Below are 16,106 nucleotides of genomic sequence, written 5' to 3'. Positions count from 1 at the left end.
GAAAGTGCGCATGAATCCGCTGCGTGGGCGTTCGGCCGAGCTGGGCCGGCTCCTGGACGCTCTACGAGCGGCGGAGCATGGGGAAGCGTCCGTGACCGTGGTCACTGGTGAGCCCGGCATCGGCAAGTCCGCGCTCCTCCGGGCGGCCACTGAACAGGCCGGGCGCCACGGCACCCTCGTGGCCACAGCAGCAGCTCACCAGACCGACGACATCAGCCCCCTGGCCTCCCTCGCCCCGGCCCTCCGTGCCGGCCCTGACCCGCTGATCAGCACCGCGCACTTTCTGGAACTGGCTGCCCTCAACGGCCAGCCCCTCTGGCTCGCCGAGCGCCTCGCGGATCTCATCGGCCGTCGCCTCGACGGTGAAGCCGCACTGATCGTCCTGGACGACGCGCAGTGGTCCGACCCCCTCACCGGCTTCGTACTGCGCATCGTCATCGCCCGGCTGGCCAGCGCCAAGATGATGTGGTTGCTGGCGACCCGCCCTGTCCCCGGCGGTATGACCGACCAGCTCATCGACGCCGTCCAGGACCAGGTCCCGGTCCACGCGCTCCACCTGGCTCCCCTCAGCAACGAGGCCGTCCTGGAGCTAGCGGCAGACCGTCTCGACGGTCCGCTCGACCCCGCGCTCTCGGTACGCCTCAGCGGAGTCCAAGGAGTCCCCTTCCTCGCCGAGCAGCTAGTGGCCGGCCTCTACCTGTCAGACCTCCCCGACGGACTCGTCGAAGGCGTCCGCCGCAGAACAGCCAGTACTACGGACCTGTGCCGGGCTCTCCTCAGGACAGCGGCAGTCTTCGGCAGCGAGTTCCGCCTGGAGGATGTCGCCGAGCTCATGGGCGAGCCGATCGCCAAGCTGTCCCCTCCCCTGGACGAGGCGATCCGTGCTGGTCTTCTGGCTGACGGCGGTTCCACCCTCACGTTCCGGCACGAGCTGCTCCGGTCCGCAGTACTGGCCGATGTGCCGCCGTCTGCTCAGCGGGCGCTCCACAGGTCGATAGCCGACCAGCTACTGGCCGGCGGGCGTGGTCCGGCCGCCGCGGCACCCCACATCCTCGCAGTGGCCGCCAGTGGTGATGCCGCAGCCATCAGCACGCTCCGGCAGGCGGCCGAGGAGCTCCTGGCGACCATGTCCATCACCGCCGTCTCGGTGATCCAGCAGGCCTTCGAGCTGACTCCGGTCGACAGCCCTCTACGTGGAGACGTCGGTGAGGACGTTGTGATGGTGCTGCTGGTAGCTCGCCGCTTCGACGACGCCCAGGCCTTCGCCGACGACCTGCTCGGCGAGACCGCCCTGTACCGCGGCCCGGTGACCCCGGACCTCAGGGCCTCGATCCTGCTCCGGCTGGCTCCGCACCAGTGGGCAACCGGTCGGCTCGACCCGAAGGACCTGGCCGTCGAAGGTGCGGCGTCCCACCTGAGCGAGCGGCTCGCGGCGTACCGCGTGCTGGCCGGAGTACAGGAGCCGTTCGAGACGGATGACCCCGTCGCCAATGGTGTCCAACTACTCGCGGCTGGGGAACGGGCGCAGGCGGAGGGCCGGTACGGCGACGCCAGCGGCCTCTACGCGAAGGCGAGAACCGCGACACTGGACGAGGTGGGTAGCCACCCGGCGATCCGGATCGAACTGGCCGAGCTGTTCTGCCTGGCTCGCACAGACGGGCTCGAGGAAGCACGCAACCGGCTGCAGGGGTTGCTGAGCGCGGGCGACTCCTGGGTGGCGCCACAGCTCTCGGTACTGCGAGCCGAGCTCGAACTCGCCGCGGGCAATCTGACCGCTGCAGCCGAAGCCGCGACGACGGGTCTCCGGTGGATGGCTGAAGTCCACGACCACTCCTCGGAGCCGATCGCCCGGCAGGTGCTCGCCCTGGTGGCACTGCAGAAGGGCCACCTCTCGGAAGCCCGTGAGCAGGCGGCAGGCGACGAGCAGATCCGGGCACTCCTGGCGATCGCGGACGGCGATCCGGCAGCCGCCACTCGACTCCTGGACACTCCGCAAGACTTCCCCGAACGGCACGAACAGCTCATCCACGCGGCCACTGCCGCCAAGGATCCCCGAACCGCCCAGAAAGCAGCGACGCTCCTTGGCGAGCAGGCCGCCGCCACGCCTTCGACACACTTCCGAGCGGCCGCGCAGTTGGTTGCCGCTCACAACGAAGCCGATCGCGCAGGTCTGTCGCAGGCCGTCGAGTTGCTGCGCGAAGCGCCCCGGCCGTTGCTGCTGGCAAAGGCCGAGGAGCTCTACGGTCTGGCCGAACTCGAGGACGGAGACCGCGCCACCGCAGTCGCCGCCTTGGAGCACGCGCTCGACTCCTTCACCGAACTCGGCGCGACCGCGCAGGCCGCCCGGGTCCAGGCTGTGCTGCAGGCGGCCGGAGTACGGCGACGTCGCTGGGCCGCCGTGCAAGCTCGGCCCGAGACCGGATGGGAAGCTCTGACCCCGATGGAGCGCCGCGTCGCTCTCCTGGTCGCGGAGGGGCATACGAATCGCTCGGCCGCCGAGGAGCTGGTCGTATCGGCCAGCACGGTCGGCACGCATCTGAGGGCCGCCTTCGGCAAGCTCGGGGTCAACTCCCGCGTCCAGCTCACCCGGCTGGTGCTCGAACGGTTCGCGTCTCCCCCGAACGCATGAGATTTGGGTGCACCTGGCCGGCCGGTCGGCTCTGAGGCAGGTCACAAGATCCGCTGTTCGGTCGATCTGCGCACACACCCTTCCGAGGTCTTCTTGCGGTGTTGAAAAACCGGCACCAAGAACCGGCACCACCAAGAGAACCGAGGAAGAACGATGAGTGAGACAACCCCGACCGTCGTGCTGGTCCACGGCGCGTTCGCCGACGCGTCGAGCTGGTCCGGCGTGATCTCGGATCTGAGGAGCCGCGGCATCCCGGCCATCGCGGTCGCGAACGAGTTGCGCGGACCCGGCCTCGACGGCGCCTGGGTCGCCGCCCAGGTGCGGGAGATCGACGGCCCGGTCGTCCTGGTCGGACACTCGTACGGCGGCGCGATGATCACCGCCGCGGCCAACGAGGCCGACAACGTCACCGGCCTGGTCTTCGTCGCGGCCTTCTCCCCCGACGAAGGGGAGAGCCTGCAGGACCTGCTCGGCAGCTTCCCCGCGAACGACTTCGCCTCCGGCCTGGCTCCGCACGTCCTGCCGACCGGTGACGGTGGCGAAGAGGTCTTCCTGGGCCTCAAACTCGACCTCTTCCACCAGCTGTTCGCCGCCGATGTGACCGCCGAGCAGGCGGAGATCATGGGTCGCACGCAGCGCCCGATCGCGGCGGCCGCGTTCGAGGAGAAGTCCGGTACCGCCAGCTGGAAGCGGCTCCCGTCCTACACGCTGGTCGCAACCGGTGACGAGGCGATCCACCCCGACGTGCAGCGCAAGATGGCCGCCCGCGCCAACGCCACCACGATCGAGGTCGACGGCTCCCACGCGGTCGCCGTCTCCCAGCCGAAGGCCGTCGCCGCCTTCATCGCGAGCGCAGTCGAGGGTGGCGCGACCCGATGAGCACCCGTCGATCCACCCGTAGACACCTCCTTGCCGCGGCCGCCGGCATCGTCCTGCTGGCTACCGGCGCGACCACTGCCACTGCCGCTGTCCAGAACCACAACCACCCGAAGCCGACCGTCGTCCTTGTCCACGGCGCCTTCGCCGACGGCTCCAGCTGGTCCGACGTGACCAGCCGCCTGCAGCGCGACGGGTACAAGGTCGTCGTCCCGGCGGTCCCGCTCCGGGGTATCGCCAGCGACGCGTCGTACCTGTCCGGAGTACTGGCCGGCATCAGCGGACCGAAGGTGCTGGTCGGTCACTCGTATGGCGGTGCGGAGATCACGCAGCTCGCGGACACCACGGGCGTGAACGCGCTCGTCTACGTCAACGCCTTCATCCCGCAGGCCGGCGAGACGCTGGGCGCGCTGAACTCCCAGTTCCCGGGCAGCCAGATCGGACCCGACACGACCGACACCATCACGTACTCCGGTGGCGCCGACCTGGTGATGAAGCCGGATTCGTTCCCCGGGGTGTTCGCCGCGGATCTGCCCGCCAAGGAGGCTGCCTCGCTGGCCGCCTCGCAGCGACCGGTCGCCGCCGCGGTGTTCGGCGAGCCGATCCGGAAGAGCGCGCCCGCCTCGATCCCGAAGTACGCGCTGGTCAGCAGCGGTGACAAGGCGATTCCGCCTGCGGCCGAGCGGTTCATGGCGAAGCGCGCCGGGGCCACCATCGTCGAGGTCAAGGCCTCACACCTGGCGATGCTCTCCGAGCCGGGCACGGTCACCAAGCTGATCGAGAAGGCGGCCGACCGCTGACCGTCTGAAGCCTTCGAGAAGCACCACACGCCGCGCAGTCCCGTACCCCGGGCTGCGCGGCGTGGTGCTGTCCGGAAGTGAGGCGTAGCACTTCGGGAATAAATGCTGCGCGACAGATAGTTGCATTTCGCATGCGTATTGACATCTGGTCCGATGTGGTCTGCCCCTGGTGCTACATCGGCAAGCGACGCCTCGAGCAGGCGCTGGCGGAGTCCGGCGAGCAGGCCGAGATCACCTGGCACAGTTTCCAGCTCGACCCGTCATCGACCAACGACGACCCGCGGGACCTGGCCGAGCGACTCGGTGCGAAGTACGGGCGTGGCCGTGAGTGGGCCGTGCAGGCGAACGAGCACGTGACCTCGGTGGCCGCGGAGGTCGGGCTGGAGTTCAACCTGCAGGACGCGAAGGCGGCCAACACCGTCGACGCGCACCGGTTGATCCACCTGGCTCGCGAGCTGGCGGAGTCCGGGGAGAAGGACCTTCACGGGCTGCTGAAGGAGCGGCTGCTGAAGGCCTACTTCACCGACGGCCTCCCGGTCGGCGACCACGCGACGCTCACCCGCCTCGCGGTCGAGGTCGGCCTGCCAGAGGACCGCGTCACCGAGGTGCTCGCCGGTACGACGTACGAGGCTGAGGTGGCCGCCGACCAGGCGCAGGCCCTCGCGTACGGCGCGAACGGGGTGCCGTTCTTCGTGATCGACGACAAGTACGGCGTCAGCGGCGCCCAGCCGGTCGAGGTGTTCCAGGAGGCCCTCCGCCGGGCCAACGCCGACCGGAAGCCGGTGACCCTGATCACCGCGCCCGGCGCCACGGACCCCTCCGACGCCGCCTGCGGCCCCGACGGCTGCCCGATCTGACCGCCTGTCCGCCCGCCCGGCCGTGGTGTTCCCGAGGGCCGGTTCAGGAGTGGGTACAAGACACACGGGGCACTTGGTGACCCCAAGGCATTGTCGGACCAGGTAAGAAGGAGACATGACTGTCGTGCGCGCACTGGCCAGGCCGTTGTTGTCCGCCATCTTCGTCGTCCAGGGCGCCCAGGCGATCCGGGACCCGGAGCCGCATGTGGCGAAGGCGAAACCCGTCGCGGACCGCCTCGTACCGATGATGAAGAAGGTCGCTCCGGCACAGGTCGGGGACCGTATCCCCGAGAGCACGGTGAACCTGGTCCGCCTGAATGGCGCCGCCCAGGTTCTCGGCGGTCTCGCGCTGGCGAGCGGCAAGGGCCGCCGCGTCGGGGCGGTACTGCTGGCGGGTTCGCTGGTGCCGACCACGCTCGCCGGGCACTCGTTCTGGCAGGAGCCCGACAAGCCCGCACGGGCGGCGCAGAGGATCCAGTTCCTGAAGAACCTCGGCTTGATGGGCGGTCTGCTGCTCGCCGCCGTCGACACCGAGGGTCAGCCTGGCATCGCCTGGCGCGCCACGCACGGCGCGAAGGCGGTGAAGCGGGAGACCAAGCGCAGCGCGAAGCTCGCCAAGCGCGAGACCAAGCGGTTCGCCAAGGCCGCCCGCCGCGAGGCCAAGCTGGCCGCAGCCAGCGCGAAGGCCGAGCTCCCCTTCACCTGACCGGCGCCGCGGGCGTTCCCGCTAGGCTCAGGGCAGAAGTTCGCCCAACGAGCCGAGGAGTGGGATGGGAACGCAGCAGGGCTGGCCGGCACCGCGAGCCGAAGGACCGGTCACCGGCCGGGTCACCGTGCCCGGGTCGAAGTCGATCAGTAACCGTGCGCTCATCCTCGCCGCGATCGCGGACGGCCCGTCGACGCTGACCGGCCTGCTCGCGGCCCGTGACACGTCGCTGATGCGGTCCGCACTGGTCTCCCTCGGCGTCGGCATCACCGAGAAGGACGGCTTGGTCACCGTCACCCCCGGCTCTCTCAAGGGCCTGGCGAGCGTTGACTGTGGACTCGCCGGCACCGTGATGCGGTTCGTGCCCCCGGTCGCCGCGCTGGCCGACGGCGAGGTCGCCTTCGACGGCGATCCGTACGCCCGCGAGCGCCCGATGAACGTGATCCTCGGCGCCCTGCGCACCCTCGGAGTACAGATCGAGGACCAGGGCACCGGACGGATGCCGTACTCCGTGAGCGGGTCCGGCGCGGTCCGCGGCGGCAAGGTGACCCTGGACGCGTCCGGGTCGAGCCAGTTCGTGTCGGCCCTGCTGCTCGCCGGAGCGCGGTACGACGAGGGCGTGGACATCCGCCACGACGGCAAGCCGGTCCCCTCCCAGCCACACCTCGACATGTCGGTCGGGATGCTCCGCGAGCGGGGCGTCCAGGTGGACGACAGCGAGCCGAACCGATGGGTCGTTGCCCCCGGCCCCATCCGGGCCCTGGACACCGCGATCGAGCCGGACCTGTCCAACGCGGCCCCGTTCCTCGCCGCCGCGGTGATCACCGGCGGCTCGGTGACCGTGACCGGCTGGCCGACCGAGACCACCCAGCCGGGCGATCACCTCCGCGAGATCTTCGCCCGGTTCGGCGCCGAGGTGTCCCTGTCCGCGGACGGACTGACCGTGCGAGGGACCGGGCGGATCCAGGGGGTCGACCTGGACCTGAGCCAGGTGGGTGAGCTCTCGCCGGTCATCGCCGCGGTCGCCGCCCTCGCCGACCGCCCGTCGTACCTGCGGGGCATCGCGCATCTGCGCAACCACGAGACCGACCGGCTGGCCGCGCTCGAGACCGAGATCAACGCGCTCGGCGGCGACGTCACGCAGACCGCCGACGGGCTGGAGATCCGGCCGAAACCCTTGCACAGCGGGCTTTTCGGCACGTACCACGACCACCGGATGGCGCACGCCGCCGCCGTACTCGGATTGGCTGTAGACGGCGTCGAGATCGAGAACATCGGAACCACGGCGAAGACCATGCCGGAGTTCCCCGACCTCTGGACGGCGCTGGTCGGCTGATGTCGCGGTACGACGAGGAAGCGAAGTACGACCGGCCGAAGCGCCGGACCCGGCCGCGGACGAAGGACCGGCCGGCGTACGACGATGCTGTCACCGGGTTCGTGATCACCCGGGACCGTGGGCGCTACACCTGCTGGGTCGGCGAGTCGGATCGCGTCGTGACGGCGATGAAGGCCCGGCAGCTCGGCCGCAAGGGTGTGATCGTCGGCGACCTGGTCAAGCTCGACGGCGACGCCACCGGGGACGAGGGGACGCTGGCCCGGATCGTCGAGGTACTCCCCCGCAAGACTCTGCTGCGCCGGTCCGCCGATGACGACGACCCGATCGAGCGGCCGCTGGTGGCCAACGCGGACCAGCTGGTGATCGTGGTCGCGGTGGCGAACCCGGAACCGCGGACCCGGCTGATCGACCGCTTCCTGGTCGCCGCGTACGACGCGGGCATGCGCCCCTTGCTGTGTCTGACGAAGACCGATCTCGCGGATCCGGATCCGCTGCTGTCGATCTACCGGCCGCTCGGGGTGGAGTCCGTCGCCACCCAGCGCGACGGGGATCTCAGCGAACTGGCCGAGCAACTCCGGGACCGGACCAGCGTGATGGTCGGACATTCCGGCGTCGGCAAGTCGACGCTGGTGAACGCGCTGGTGCCGGGCACGAACCGGGCGATCGGGGTGGTGAACGACAACACCGGCCGCGGTCGCCATACCTCGGTCAGCGCGTTGCTGCTGCGGTTGCCCGACGGCGGATGGATCGTCGACACGCCGGGGATCCGGTCGTTCGGGCTGGCGCATGTCCAGCCGGATCAGCTGATCAACGCCTTCGGCGACCTGGCGGACGAGACGCGGGACTGCCCGCGCGGCTGCACCCACTCGGAGAGCGAGCCGAACTGCGCCCTCGACGTAGCGGTCGCCGAGGGCCGGGTCGACGCCGAACGCGTCGCCTCCTTCCGGCGTCTCCTGGCCAGCCGCGAAGGCCGCGACCTGGAAACCACCTGATTCTGGACGAGCCTGGCGCCTTGATCAGTTGCCCAGGTCCCGGATCCGGCGGGTTGCCGTGGGCCCGGACTTCCGGGGTTACTTCTTCGGGAGCTGGCCGTTCCAGACAGCCCTGGCGCCGGCGTCACCGGTGCGGATGGTCTGCCAGATGACCAGGACGCTGATCACGACCAGCGCCGCACTGACGACGAGCTCCAGCGGCCTGCTCTTGGTTGCCTTGGCACCCTTACCGCTGGCCAGCGAGGAGGGACCTCCGAGCACCAGGAACGCCACGACCGCGACCACCGCGAAGATCAGGCAGTACCAGAACAACAGCTTGCCTCGGTTCTCGTGCAGCTGGACGATCGGCTGCAGCTCAGGGCGCGCCGCGAGGAACGCCAGGCCACTCTGGCGAGCGACGTACGCGAGCACCACTGAGCCCAGCCCGAGCAACAGCGTCGGCCAGCGCAGCAACCACCGCCACTTGGGCACAACCGCGAAGACGATCGCGGTCAGCGCGCTGACCGGTAGCACCACTACTGCCGCGTGGATGACCAGCACGTGCAGCGGCAGATCTCCGAAGCGCTCGAACATGAGGCCTCCTGCAGTCGTAGTTGTCTGACACTAACTGCACGTTCAACCACTACCGATGGTTCAACCGCAGCCCGTGACCGACCCGCAACCTTCACCACTTCTACACCACCCGCACCTCGTGTACACCACCCGCGGCCCGGCAGTTCCCCGGCGGTGCCGCGGATCCCCATCACTCATCAACCTCGCACAGAAGCCGTCCGCCGCGGCGATCCACGCCGGACGCCTCGAGCATGCGGCGGGTTGGTGAGTGGTGGCGGTCCGTGGTCCCGGCTCCTCAGCGGGCGGGCGGCAGGTTAGCCTTCCGGCATGCCCTCGCATACCGACGACTTGCGGCTCGCGCACATCCTTGCCGACGACGCCGACTCCACCACCATGGACCGCTACAAGGCGCTCGACCTCCACGTCGCGACCAAGCCGGACCTCAGCCCGGTGAGCGAGTCCGACCGCAAGGTCGAGGACGTGATGCGCAAGACGCTGGCCCGGGCCCGCCCGCGGGACGCGTTCGTCGGCGAGGAGGAGGGCACCACCGGCTGGGGCATCCGCCGCTGGGTGGTCGACCCGATCGACGGCACCAAGAACTACATCCGCGGCGTCCCCGTCTGGGCCACCCTGATCAGCCTGATGATCGAGGACCAGGTCGTCGTCGGCGTCGTCTCCGCCCCCGCGCTCGGCCGCCGCTGGTGGGCGTCGTACGGCGACGGCGCGTGGACCGGCCGCGCCCTGATGTCCGCCCAGCCCTGCCGGGTCAGCGACGTCTCCGACATCGGCGACGCCTCGCTGTCCTACTCGTCCCTCAAAGGCTGGGAGAAGCTCGGCAAGAAGGACCAGTTCGCCGGCCTGATGGACTCGGCCTGGCGCACCCGCGCGTACGGCGACTTCTGGTCCTACATGCTCGTCGCCGAAGGAGCCGTCGACATCGCCGCCGAGCCCGAGCTCAACCTGTACGACATGGCCGCCCTCGCGATCATCGTCGACGAAGCCGGCGGCAAGTTCACCTCCCTCGACGGCACCCCCGGCCCCAACGGCCCCAACGCCGTAGCCACGAACGGGCGGCTCCACGACGAGGTGCTCGAGCGGCTCAGGTAGGCGAACCTCCACGCCATCAAACGCACGCTCTTCCCCGCGCGTCACGCCTGGGCCATCCCACCGCGAAGGTCGATTGATGGCGTGGAGGTTCGCCTACAGCGGAGGTTCCTTATCCATGTGCGCCTCCACCGCCATCTCGAAGTCCCGGCGAGCGGCGGGGAGCGAGTTGTACCAGCCGGCGGAGAGTTGGAGTAGCTGCCAGAGTTCGTGGAGCTCGTTCGGGGTTGTCGTGTAGGGGAACTGGACGTGCTGGAAGGGTGGCATGCGGAGGGCGAAGCGGCCGACTGCCAGCAGTTCGGCGGATTCGCCGTAGAGGCGGACCTGGCCACGGCCTCCCTTGCGGCCGAGCGTAACCACGAAGTCCTGGACGTCGATCGTGGTGACATCCCGATAGCCCTCGAAGCGCATGGGGTCGCTCGGGGCGTCGTACACGAACAGCGCGAGGATGAAGACCGGGTACGTCGGCAGGGACCGGTACGCCGCGACCGCGAGGGACTCGTCAGCGGCGACCGCTCTCGCGAGTTCGGCGCCCTCGGCGTGGGACATGCCGGCGAGTTTCACCAGCATCGTCGGCTCGTCCTCGACCGCGAGCACGAACGGTGTCATCGGCGCGATCGACGGCGCGATGTGCTCGTCGCAGGCGGTGTACGTCCGCACGGTCATCCGCTCGGCCACCACCCGGATCTCCGGCGTCACCTCGACCCGCGGCAGCTCGATCGTGCCGAGATCGAAGTCACCGGTCGCATCCCCGCCGGGGGGCTCGGCGCTCACGGGCTCGGCACCGGGTTTGGCGTTGCGGCGTTTCCTCGAGAACAGTCCCATCCCCCGATCCAACCCCATCGGGGTGAACGGAGTCGCCAGGTTGCACCTTCAGGACACCGTCGTTCCAAGGTGCGGCGAGCGGCGGAACGCAGTACCGACAGGTCGGGTGACCTACAGAACCCCTGATCGCCTAAAGTGACCACTGGCCTACCCCCGATCGGAAGGACTGTCGCGATGGTCGACGGAGGCGCTCAGAGCAGTGGAGACACCGCGGTTCCCGGGGTGGACACCAGCAAGCCGAGCATCGCCCGGACCTACGACTACCTGCTCGGCGGCAAGGACAACTACGCCGTCGACCGTGCGCTCGGCGACAAGTTCATCAACGACCTGCCCGGGTCCCGCGCGATCGCCTTCGACAACCGCGGCGCCCTCACCCGGGCGGTCCGCGAGATCGTGACGAACACGCCGGTCCGGCAGTTCGTCGACCTCGGCAGCGGCCTGCCGACCGCGGACAACGTGCACCAGGTCGCCCAGCGGTACGCGGTCGGCTCGAAGGTCGTCTACGTCGACAACGACCCGGTCGTGCTCGCCCACGGCCGCGCGCTGCTAGCCGAGAACGAGAACACCACCGTCTTCCAGGCCGACCTCCGCGATCCCGAGGCGATCTACGAGAGCAAGGAGACCCGCGCCCTGATCGACTTCGACCAGCCGGTCGCGGTCATCCTCAGCGCGGTCCTGCACCACCTCAACGACGACGAGGACCCGGCCGCGATCGTCCGCTTCTGGCACGAGCGGATCCCCTCCGGCAGCTACGTCTTCATCAGCCACTTCCGCAGCGAGAACGACCCCCGCAGCGCCCACATGCAGGAACTCCTCCAAGGCTCCCTCGGCCGCGGCCGCTGGCGCACCGACGAAGAGATCCTCGCCCTCTTCGGCGACGGCTTCGACGTCCTCCCCCCAGGCCTGGTCCCCGCCGCAGAATGGCGCCCCACCGAACCAGTCGACGACCTGACCGACTGGGAACGCCTGATCGCGGCGGCCCTAGCTGTAAAACCCTGACCCAGTACTCCGACGCCGCGATCCCCCGGCAACCACCTCAGGCCGCTCCACCCAACTCCCTTACGTCAGCGTCGGAAACTCCGGGAGGCCCAGCACCAGGGGATGAAGATCCCGAAGTACATCCTGGCCGCACTCGAGAACGCGATCGCGGCTAGTCGGGCTCGAGCGTGTCGAGGCGGCCGGTCAGGTAGCGCTGCACCGTCGGCGCCATGTCCGCGACTGACGAAGCAAGACCTCTTTGAGGCGCGCCGCCGCCGTCTCGTAGGTCACGGCGGATCGAAGCAGGATCGGGCGCGCGTCGTACTTCGCCTTGCCCTCCCACAGGCCGAGGAAGTGCCGCAGCAGCGCCATCCAGGTGCGATCGGACTTCTTCAGACAAGCTTCGACCGGCACGAAGGATGTTGTGTCAGCCTGAGCCTCTATTCCATGCTCTGGGCAACCAGTTCGGCCACGTCCAGCAGACGGCTGGTGTAGCCCCATTCGTTGTCGTACCAGCCGAAGACCTTGATGATGTTGCCGTTCGCCTGGGTGAGCGGTGCGTCGAAGATGCAGGACGCAGGGTCGCCGACGATGTCGTGCGACACGATCGGATCCTCGTTGTACCGCAGCAGCCCTTTCAGATGGCTCGAAGCCGCCTCGGCGAAGGCCTGGTTGACCTGCGCCACGGTGACAGGTCTGGCCAGCTCGACGACCAGATCCGTGAGCGAACCACACTCGACCGGGACCCGCACCGCGACACCGTCGATCTTGCCGGCCAGCTCCGGGATCACCAGGCCGACCGCCTTGGCCGCGCCCGTGCTCGTCGGGATCAGGTTCACCGCGCCCGAACGTCCACGGCGCAGGTCCTTGTGCGGCGAGTCCAGGAGCACCTGGTCGTTGGTATAGCTGTGGATCGTGGTCATCAGGCCACGCTCGATCCCGAACGCCCGGTGCAGCACGGACACCATCGGCGCGACGCAGTTCGTCGTACAGGAGGCGTTCGAGACGATGTGATGCTCGGCCGGGTCATAGGTCTCGTCGTTCACTCCGAGCACGAGGGTCGCGTCGACGCCCTTGCCGGGCGCGGACAGCAGCACCTTGCGGGCCCCACCGGTCAGGTGCGCGGCGGCAGCCTCCCGGGTGGCGAAGCGGCCCGTCGACTCGATCACGAGGCCGACGCCGGCAGCACGCCAGTCCAGAGCAGCGGGGTCGCGCTGAGCCGTCACCCGGATCGTTGTGCCACCGATCGCGATGCCGTCATCCGTGTGACTCACTCGCTCCCGCAACGGCCCGTACGTCGAGTCGTACTGCAACAGGTTCGCCAGCGTGGCGGTGTCCGTGATGTCGTTGATCGACACCACCTCGATCGTCTCGGTCCCCCGCTCGAGCGCACCCCGCAGGAAGTTCCGCCCGATCCGTCCGAACCCGTTGATCCCTACTCTCACAGTCATCTTTCCCTCCTCAGCAGCGAATTGGGCATTGACGCCCGGGCGTACTACTCCGTTCGCCTACGTCACTCTCCAAACAAAGACCGAGTACGCACCTGGTTTGTGACCCGCGCACTTGCCCTTCAGGACCTAGATCCCGGCGAAGTACTCGGGGTCGCCGCTCGGCGCCACGGCCCGGAGAACGGGCGGCGTGGGCGGAGTACTAGTTGGTGGTGTGGCGTTGGAGGAGCCAGACGGAGGGGACGGCGAGGGTTGCCAGCACAATCAGGATGTGGATGGTGGCGCCGTAGAGTTCGACCGCTGTGATGCTGAGGACTGCCGCGAGGTAGCCGACGGCCAGTTGGCCGATCGGGCTGGCGATGAAGGAGCCGAGCATGTCGTACGACGCGACGCGGGAGATCTTGTCCAGCGGGATGTGCTGACCGAGGGCGGTCTCCCAGCCGATGCCGAACAGCTCGAAGCCGAGGCCGACCAGGAACGCCGCCGCGGCGATCGTCAGCGTGTGCGGCGCCAGTGCCAGGCAGACGAACATCGGTGCCGACACGAGCATGCCGGCCATGCCCAGGCGGAGCGGGTGGCGCGGTTTGAGCCGGATCATCAAGATGCCCCCGGCAATCAATCCGGCGCCGAAGCTGGCACTGACCACGCCCCAGCCGACCCGGCCGAAGGTGTCGTCCGCGATGACCGGGCCGAGTGTGCTGTAGCACGCGGTGAAGATCATGTTCAGGAAGAGGAACGACAGCACGACGACCCAGACCCACTGCCGGGAGATGAACTCCGTCCAGCCCTCTCGCAGGTCGGACAGCATCGACGTCGTCACCCGCTCGATCCGCGGCAGCCTGAGCCGCGCCAGCAGAGCCGCCGCGAGGAGGAAGGTGACCGCGTCCACCAGCAGCCCGGCCGCGGGCCCGGTGAATCCAACGATGACGCCGGCCACCGCACCGCCGCCGATCATCGCGACCGATCGCGCGAACCCGGACACCGCGTTGGCCTGCGGCAGTTCGGCCCGGTCCACGATCGACGGCAGGATCCCGACCATCGCCGGCATCACGAACGCGGCGGCGATCCCGTTCACCGCCTCGATCGCGGCCAGCTGCCAGATCTGCGCGTGCCCGGACAGGATCAGGCCGGCGGCGAGCGCCTGGGTCAGGCCGCTGACGGTGTTCGCTACCACCAGCACCAGACGACGCGGCAGCCGGTCGGCGATGACGCCGCCGATCAGCAGGAACACCACGTTCGGGATGCTCCGGGCCGCCAGCACGATGCCGACCGCGGTCGCCTCGTCCGACACGTCCAGGACGGCGAACACCAGCGCGATCGGGGCGATCGAGGAGCCGAGCAGCGAGACGAACCGGGCGCTGAGGAAGATTCGGACGTCGCGGTGACGCAGTACTGCGAGGTCCTCGCGCCAGGTCAACCAGTCACCGGACGTGACGGGACCGAGCCGTGGCTGCGGCGGGCGGGGCGGGCAACGGTCACCATCCGCATTCTGCCAGACCTGCCGTTCACGGCCGGATCTCGCTACATTTGGGTATTGGGCTCCGTCGAACAGCAGGAGGCTCCGTGAAGATCAACGACGTATTGCGCGGTAAAGGCAACCAGGTCGTCACCATCTCCCCAGAAGCCACCGTCACCGAACTCCTCGCGCTGCTCGCCGAGCACAACGTCGGTGCGGTGGTGGTCAGTCCGGACGGTACGTCCCTGGCGGGCATCGTCTCCGAGCGCGACGTGGTGCGGCTGATGAACGGTACTCCGGACGCGGGCGAGGTCCGGGTCAGCGCGATCATGACCTCCGAGGTGCACACCTGCGGCCCGGACGATCACATCGACAACCTGATGCGGCTGATGACGGACCGTCGGATCCGGCACGTCCCGGTCGTCGTCGACGGCTCCCTGACCGGCATCGTCAGCATCGGCGACGTGGTCAAGACCCGGATCGGCGAGCTCGAGTTCGAGCGCGAGCAACTCTCGAACTACATCTCAGGCTGACCTCACCGCCTTCCATCGGTACGGCGACAACTCGGCCGCGGCCGGGTTGTCCGGCCTGCCGTGCTCCCGGCCGGGTCTAGATTTCCGGCATGGAGCCGACACCACCGCCGACCGGACCGATCGGACCGCCGCCCGGGTCACAAGGCCCGGGCCACCCCGGACCGCCGCAAGGCAGTGGCCCGCCCTACCCGCCCGCCGACCCGAACCAGCCCGCCCAGAGCTACCCACCCCCGGGCCAGAGCTACCCACCGCCGCCCCAGGGCTATCCACCACCCCAGGGCTATCCACCACCCGGCCAGGGCGGCTACGGGCAGGGTGGCTATCCGTCTGGGCCAGGCGGGTACGGGCAGGGTGGTTACCCGCCTGGGCAGGGCTTCCAGCCGTACCCGGGCGGTAACCAGCCGGGGCAGCGGCGCGGTACCAGCACGTTGGCGATCCTGACCTTCATCTTCGGGTTGCTCGCCGCCGTGCCGGTCGCGATCGTGCTCGGCATCATCGCGCTGACGAAGATCGCCAAGACGGGCGAGAAGGGCCGGGGCCTCGCGATCGCCGGTATGACGTTCGCCGGTCTCTGGGTGGCGGGCTTCATCGCCGCGGCCGCCCTGGCCGGTCCGTCCGAGCCGGACCGGGACGCCTCCGGCCAGGTCACCACCACGCAGAACGTGTCGTCGAACAAGCTCCGCGTCGGCGACTGCGTGACGGAGATCAAGGAGGGCGAGGTCCGCGACATCAAGGTGCAGCCTTGCAACCAGCCGAACGGTGGCAAGGTGTACGCGGTGTTCAACCTGCCCGCCGGCAAGTGGCCCGGGCTCACCCAGGTCCAGGCGGCGGCCGAGAAGGGCTGCACCGACCGGTTCAAGACGCTCAAGCAGCCGGCCAACCAGCCGTCGGACATCTGGTACCTGCACCCCACCGAGGACAGTTGGAGCCTCGGCGACCACGGCACAACCTGCCTGGTCGCCCCCAAGTAGCACCGAGCGCCGCGTCCCGCAGTACTACGGGTCGCGGCGCCGG

Annotated in this window: 16 protein-coding genes; 11 read left to right on the top strand and 5 right to left on the bottom strand. The window is 69.2% G+C overall.

Going from position 1 to position 16,106, the window contains the following annotated elements:
- Positions 1-10: 10 nt before the first annotated feature.
- From EV648_RS14040 to rsgA, 7 genes are all read left to right on the top strand, one after another.
- Positions 11-2,629: an AAA family ATPase gene (locus tag EV648_RS14040; RefSeq protein WP_132290231.1), complete on the top strand. Its 2,619-nt coding sequence runs from the start codon at positions 11-13 to the stop codon at positions 2,627-2,629.
- A gap of 153 nt (positions 2,630-2,782) precedes the next feature.
- Positions 2,783-3,508, top strand: coding sequence for an alpha/beta fold hydrolase (locus EV648_RS14035; RefSeq protein WP_132290228.1), 726 nt, complete (start codon positions 2,783-2,785; stop codon positions 3,506-3,508).
- On the top strand, positions 3,505-4,305 hold the full coding sequence (locus tag EV648_RS14030) for an alpha/beta fold hydrolase (RefSeq protein ID WP_132290225.1): 801 nt from the start codon (positions 3,505-3,507) through the stop codon (positions 4,303-4,305). The genes EV648_RS14035 and EV648_RS14030 overlap by 4 nt, the downstream gene beginning before the upstream one ends.
- Before the next feature lie 131 nt (positions 4,306-4,436).
- Positions 4,437-5,162, top strand: a complete 726-nt coding sequence (locus tag EV648_RS14025; RefSeq protein WP_132290222.1) for a DsbA family protein — start codon at positions 4,437-4,439, stop codon at positions 5,160-5,162.
- 115 nt (positions 5,163-5,277) lie between these two features.
- Positions 5,278-5,868 (top strand): DoxX family protein, encoded by a 591-nt coding sequence (locus tag EV648_RS14020; RefSeq protein WP_132290219.1) that lies wholly within the window; start codon positions 5,278-5,280, stop codon positions 5,866-5,868.
- Positions 5,869-5,932: 64 nt separating this feature from the next.
- The gene (aroA, locus tag EV648_RS14015) at positions 5,933-7,204 is read left to right on the top strand and encodes a 3-phosphoshikimate 1-carboxyvinyltransferase (protein ID WP_132290216.1); all 1,272 of its coding nucleotides are present in this window, start codon (positions 5,933-5,935) and stop codon (positions 7,202-7,204) included.
- A complete protein-coding gene (rsgA, locus tag EV648_RS14010; protein ID WP_132193117.1) occupies positions 7,204-8,196 on the top strand; it encodes a ribosome small subunit-dependent GTPase A in 993 nt (330 codons plus the stop codon). Before aroA ends, rsgA begins: the two co-directional genes overlap by 1 nt.
- Before the next feature lie 78 nt (positions 8,197-8,274).
- On the opposite strand, the gene EV648_RS14005 is transcribed toward rsgA, so the two are convergent.
- The gene (locus EV648_RS14005; RefSeq protein ID WP_132290213.1) at positions 8,275-8,769 is read right to left on the bottom strand and encodes a DUF2231 domain-containing protein; all 495 of its coding nucleotides are present in this window, start codon (positions 8,767-8,769) and stop codon (positions 8,275-8,277) included.
- Between the two features lie 306 nt (positions 8,770-9,075).
- On the opposite strand from EV648_RS14005, the gene hisN reads away from it, so the two are divergent.
- Positions 9,076-9,855 carry a histidinol-phosphatase gene (gene hisN / locus EV648_RS14000; protein ID WP_132290210.1) on the top strand — a complete coding sequence of 260 codons (780 nt, stop codon included), beginning with the start codon at positions 9,076-9,078 and terminating at the stop codon, positions 9,853-9,855.
- A 93-nt stretch (positions 9,856-9,948) separates the two neighbouring features.
- On the opposite strand, the gene EV648_RS13995 is transcribed toward hisN, so the two are convergent.
- Positions 9,949-10,677 (bottom strand): hypothetical protein, encoded by a 729-nt coding sequence (locus tag EV648_RS13995; protein ID WP_132290207.1) that lies wholly within the window; start codon positions 10,675-10,677, stop codon positions 9,949-9,951.
- 174 nt (positions 10,678-10,851) lie between these two features.
- Between EV648_RS13995 and EV648_RS13990 the strand changes: the two genes are divergently transcribed.
- Complete coding sequence (locus tag EV648_RS13990) at positions 10,852-11,676, top strand: SAM-dependent methyltransferase (protein WP_132290204.1); 825 nt, start codon at positions 10,852-10,854, stop codon at positions 11,674-11,676.
- A gap of 183 nt (positions 11,677-11,859) precedes the next feature.
- Here the strand turns inward: EV648_RS13990 and EV648_RS13985 are convergent, their stop codons facing one another.
- The 3 genes from EV648_RS13985 to EV648_RS13975 form a co-directional block, all read right to left on the bottom strand.
- The gene (locus tag EV648_RS13985) at positions 11,860-12,069 is read right to left on the bottom strand and encodes a hypothetical protein (protein WP_132290201.1); all 210 of its coding nucleotides are present in this window, start codon (positions 12,067-12,069) and stop codon (positions 11,860-11,862) included.
- A gap of 26 nt (positions 12,070-12,095) precedes the next feature.
- Positions 12,096-13,106 carry a type I glyceraldehyde-3-phosphate dehydrogenase gene (gap, locus tag EV648_RS13980; protein WP_132290198.1) on the bottom strand — a complete coding sequence of 337 codons (1,011 nt, stop codon included), beginning with the start codon at positions 13,104-13,106 and terminating at the stop codon, positions 12,096-12,098.
- 199 nt (positions 13,107-13,305) lie between these two features.
- Entirely contained in the window at positions 13,306-14,520 is a 1,215-nt protein-coding gene (locus EV648_RS13975) for an MFS transporter (RefSeq protein WP_132290194.1), read from the bottom strand.
- 146 nt (positions 14,521-14,666) lie between these two features.
- Here EV648_RS13975 and EV648_RS13970 point away from each other — a divergent pair, with 146 nt between their 5' ends.
- Positions 14,667-15,092, top strand: coding sequence for a CBS domain-containing protein (locus EV648_RS13970; protein WP_132290191.1), 426 nt, complete (start codon positions 14,667-14,669; stop codon positions 15,090-15,092).
- A gap of 89 nt (positions 15,093-15,181) precedes the next feature.
- A complete protein-coding gene (locus EV648_RS13965; protein WP_132290188.1) occupies positions 15,182-16,063 on the top strand; it encodes a DUF4190 domain-containing protein in 882 nt (293 codons plus the stop codon).
- Positions 16,064-16,106 lie beyond the last annotated feature (43 nt).

Source organism: Kribbella sp. VKM Ac-2568, assembly GCF_004345365.1.
In the GTDB taxonomy this organism is placed as follows: Bacteria; Actinomycetota; Actinomycetes; order Propionibacteriales; family Kribbellaceae; genus Kribbella; species Kribbella orskensis.
Note: the sequence above shows the minus strand (reverse complement) of the source record. Positions and strands in the feature narration are given on the sequence as shown.

Bases quoted from the DNA above. Each gene is read 5' to 3' on its own strand.
- EV648_RS14040 (WP_132290231.1), top strand. From the start codon at position 11: ATGAATCCGCTGCGTGGGCGTTCGGCCGAGCTGGGCCGGCTCCTGGAC.
- EV648_RS14035 (WP_132290228.1), top strand. From the start codon at position 2,783: ATGAGTGAGACAACCCCGACCGTCGTGCTGGTCCACGGCGCGTTCGCC.
- EV648_RS14030 (WP_132290225.1), top strand. From the start codon at position 3,505: ATGAGCACCCGTCGATCCACCCGTAGACACCTCCTTGCCGCGGCCGCC.
- EV648_RS14025 (WP_132290222.1), top strand. From the start codon at position 4,437: ATGCGTATTGACATCTGGTCCGATGTGGTCTGCCCCTGGTGCTACATC.
- EV648_RS14020 (WP_132290219.1), top strand. From the start codon at position 5,278: ATGACTGTCGTGCGCGCACTGGCCAGGCCGTTGTTGTCCGCCATCTTC.
- aroA (WP_132290216.1), top strand. From the start codon at position 5,933: ATGGGAACGCAGCAGGGCTGGCCGGCACCGCGAGCCGAAGGACCGGTC.
- rsgA (WP_132193117.1), top strand. From the start codon at position 7,204: ATGTCGCGGTACGACGAGGAAGCGAAGTACGACCGGCCGAAGCGCCGG.
- EV648_RS14005 (WP_132290213.1), bottom strand. From the start codon at position 8,769: ATGTTCGAGCGCTTCGGAGATCTGCCGCTGCACGTGCTGGTCATCCAC.
- hisN (WP_132290210.1), top strand. From the start codon at position 9,076: ATGCCCTCGCATACCGACGACTTGCGGCTCGCGCACATCCTTGCCGAC.
- EV648_RS13995 (WP_132290207.1), bottom strand. From the start codon at position 10,677: ATGGGACTGTTCTCGAGGAAACGCCGCAACGCCAAACCCGGTGCCGAG.
- EV648_RS13990 (WP_132290204.1), top strand. From the start codon at position 10,852: ATGGTCGACGGAGGCGCTCAGAGCAGTGGAGACACCGCGGTTCCCGGG.
- gap (WP_132290198.1), bottom strand. From the start codon at position 13,106: ATGACTGTGAGAGTAGGGATCAACGGGTTCGGACGGATCGGGCGGAAC.
- EV648_RS13965 (WP_132290188.1), top strand. From the start codon at position 15,182: ATGGAGCCGACACCACCGCCGACCGGACCGATCGGACCGCCGCCCGGG.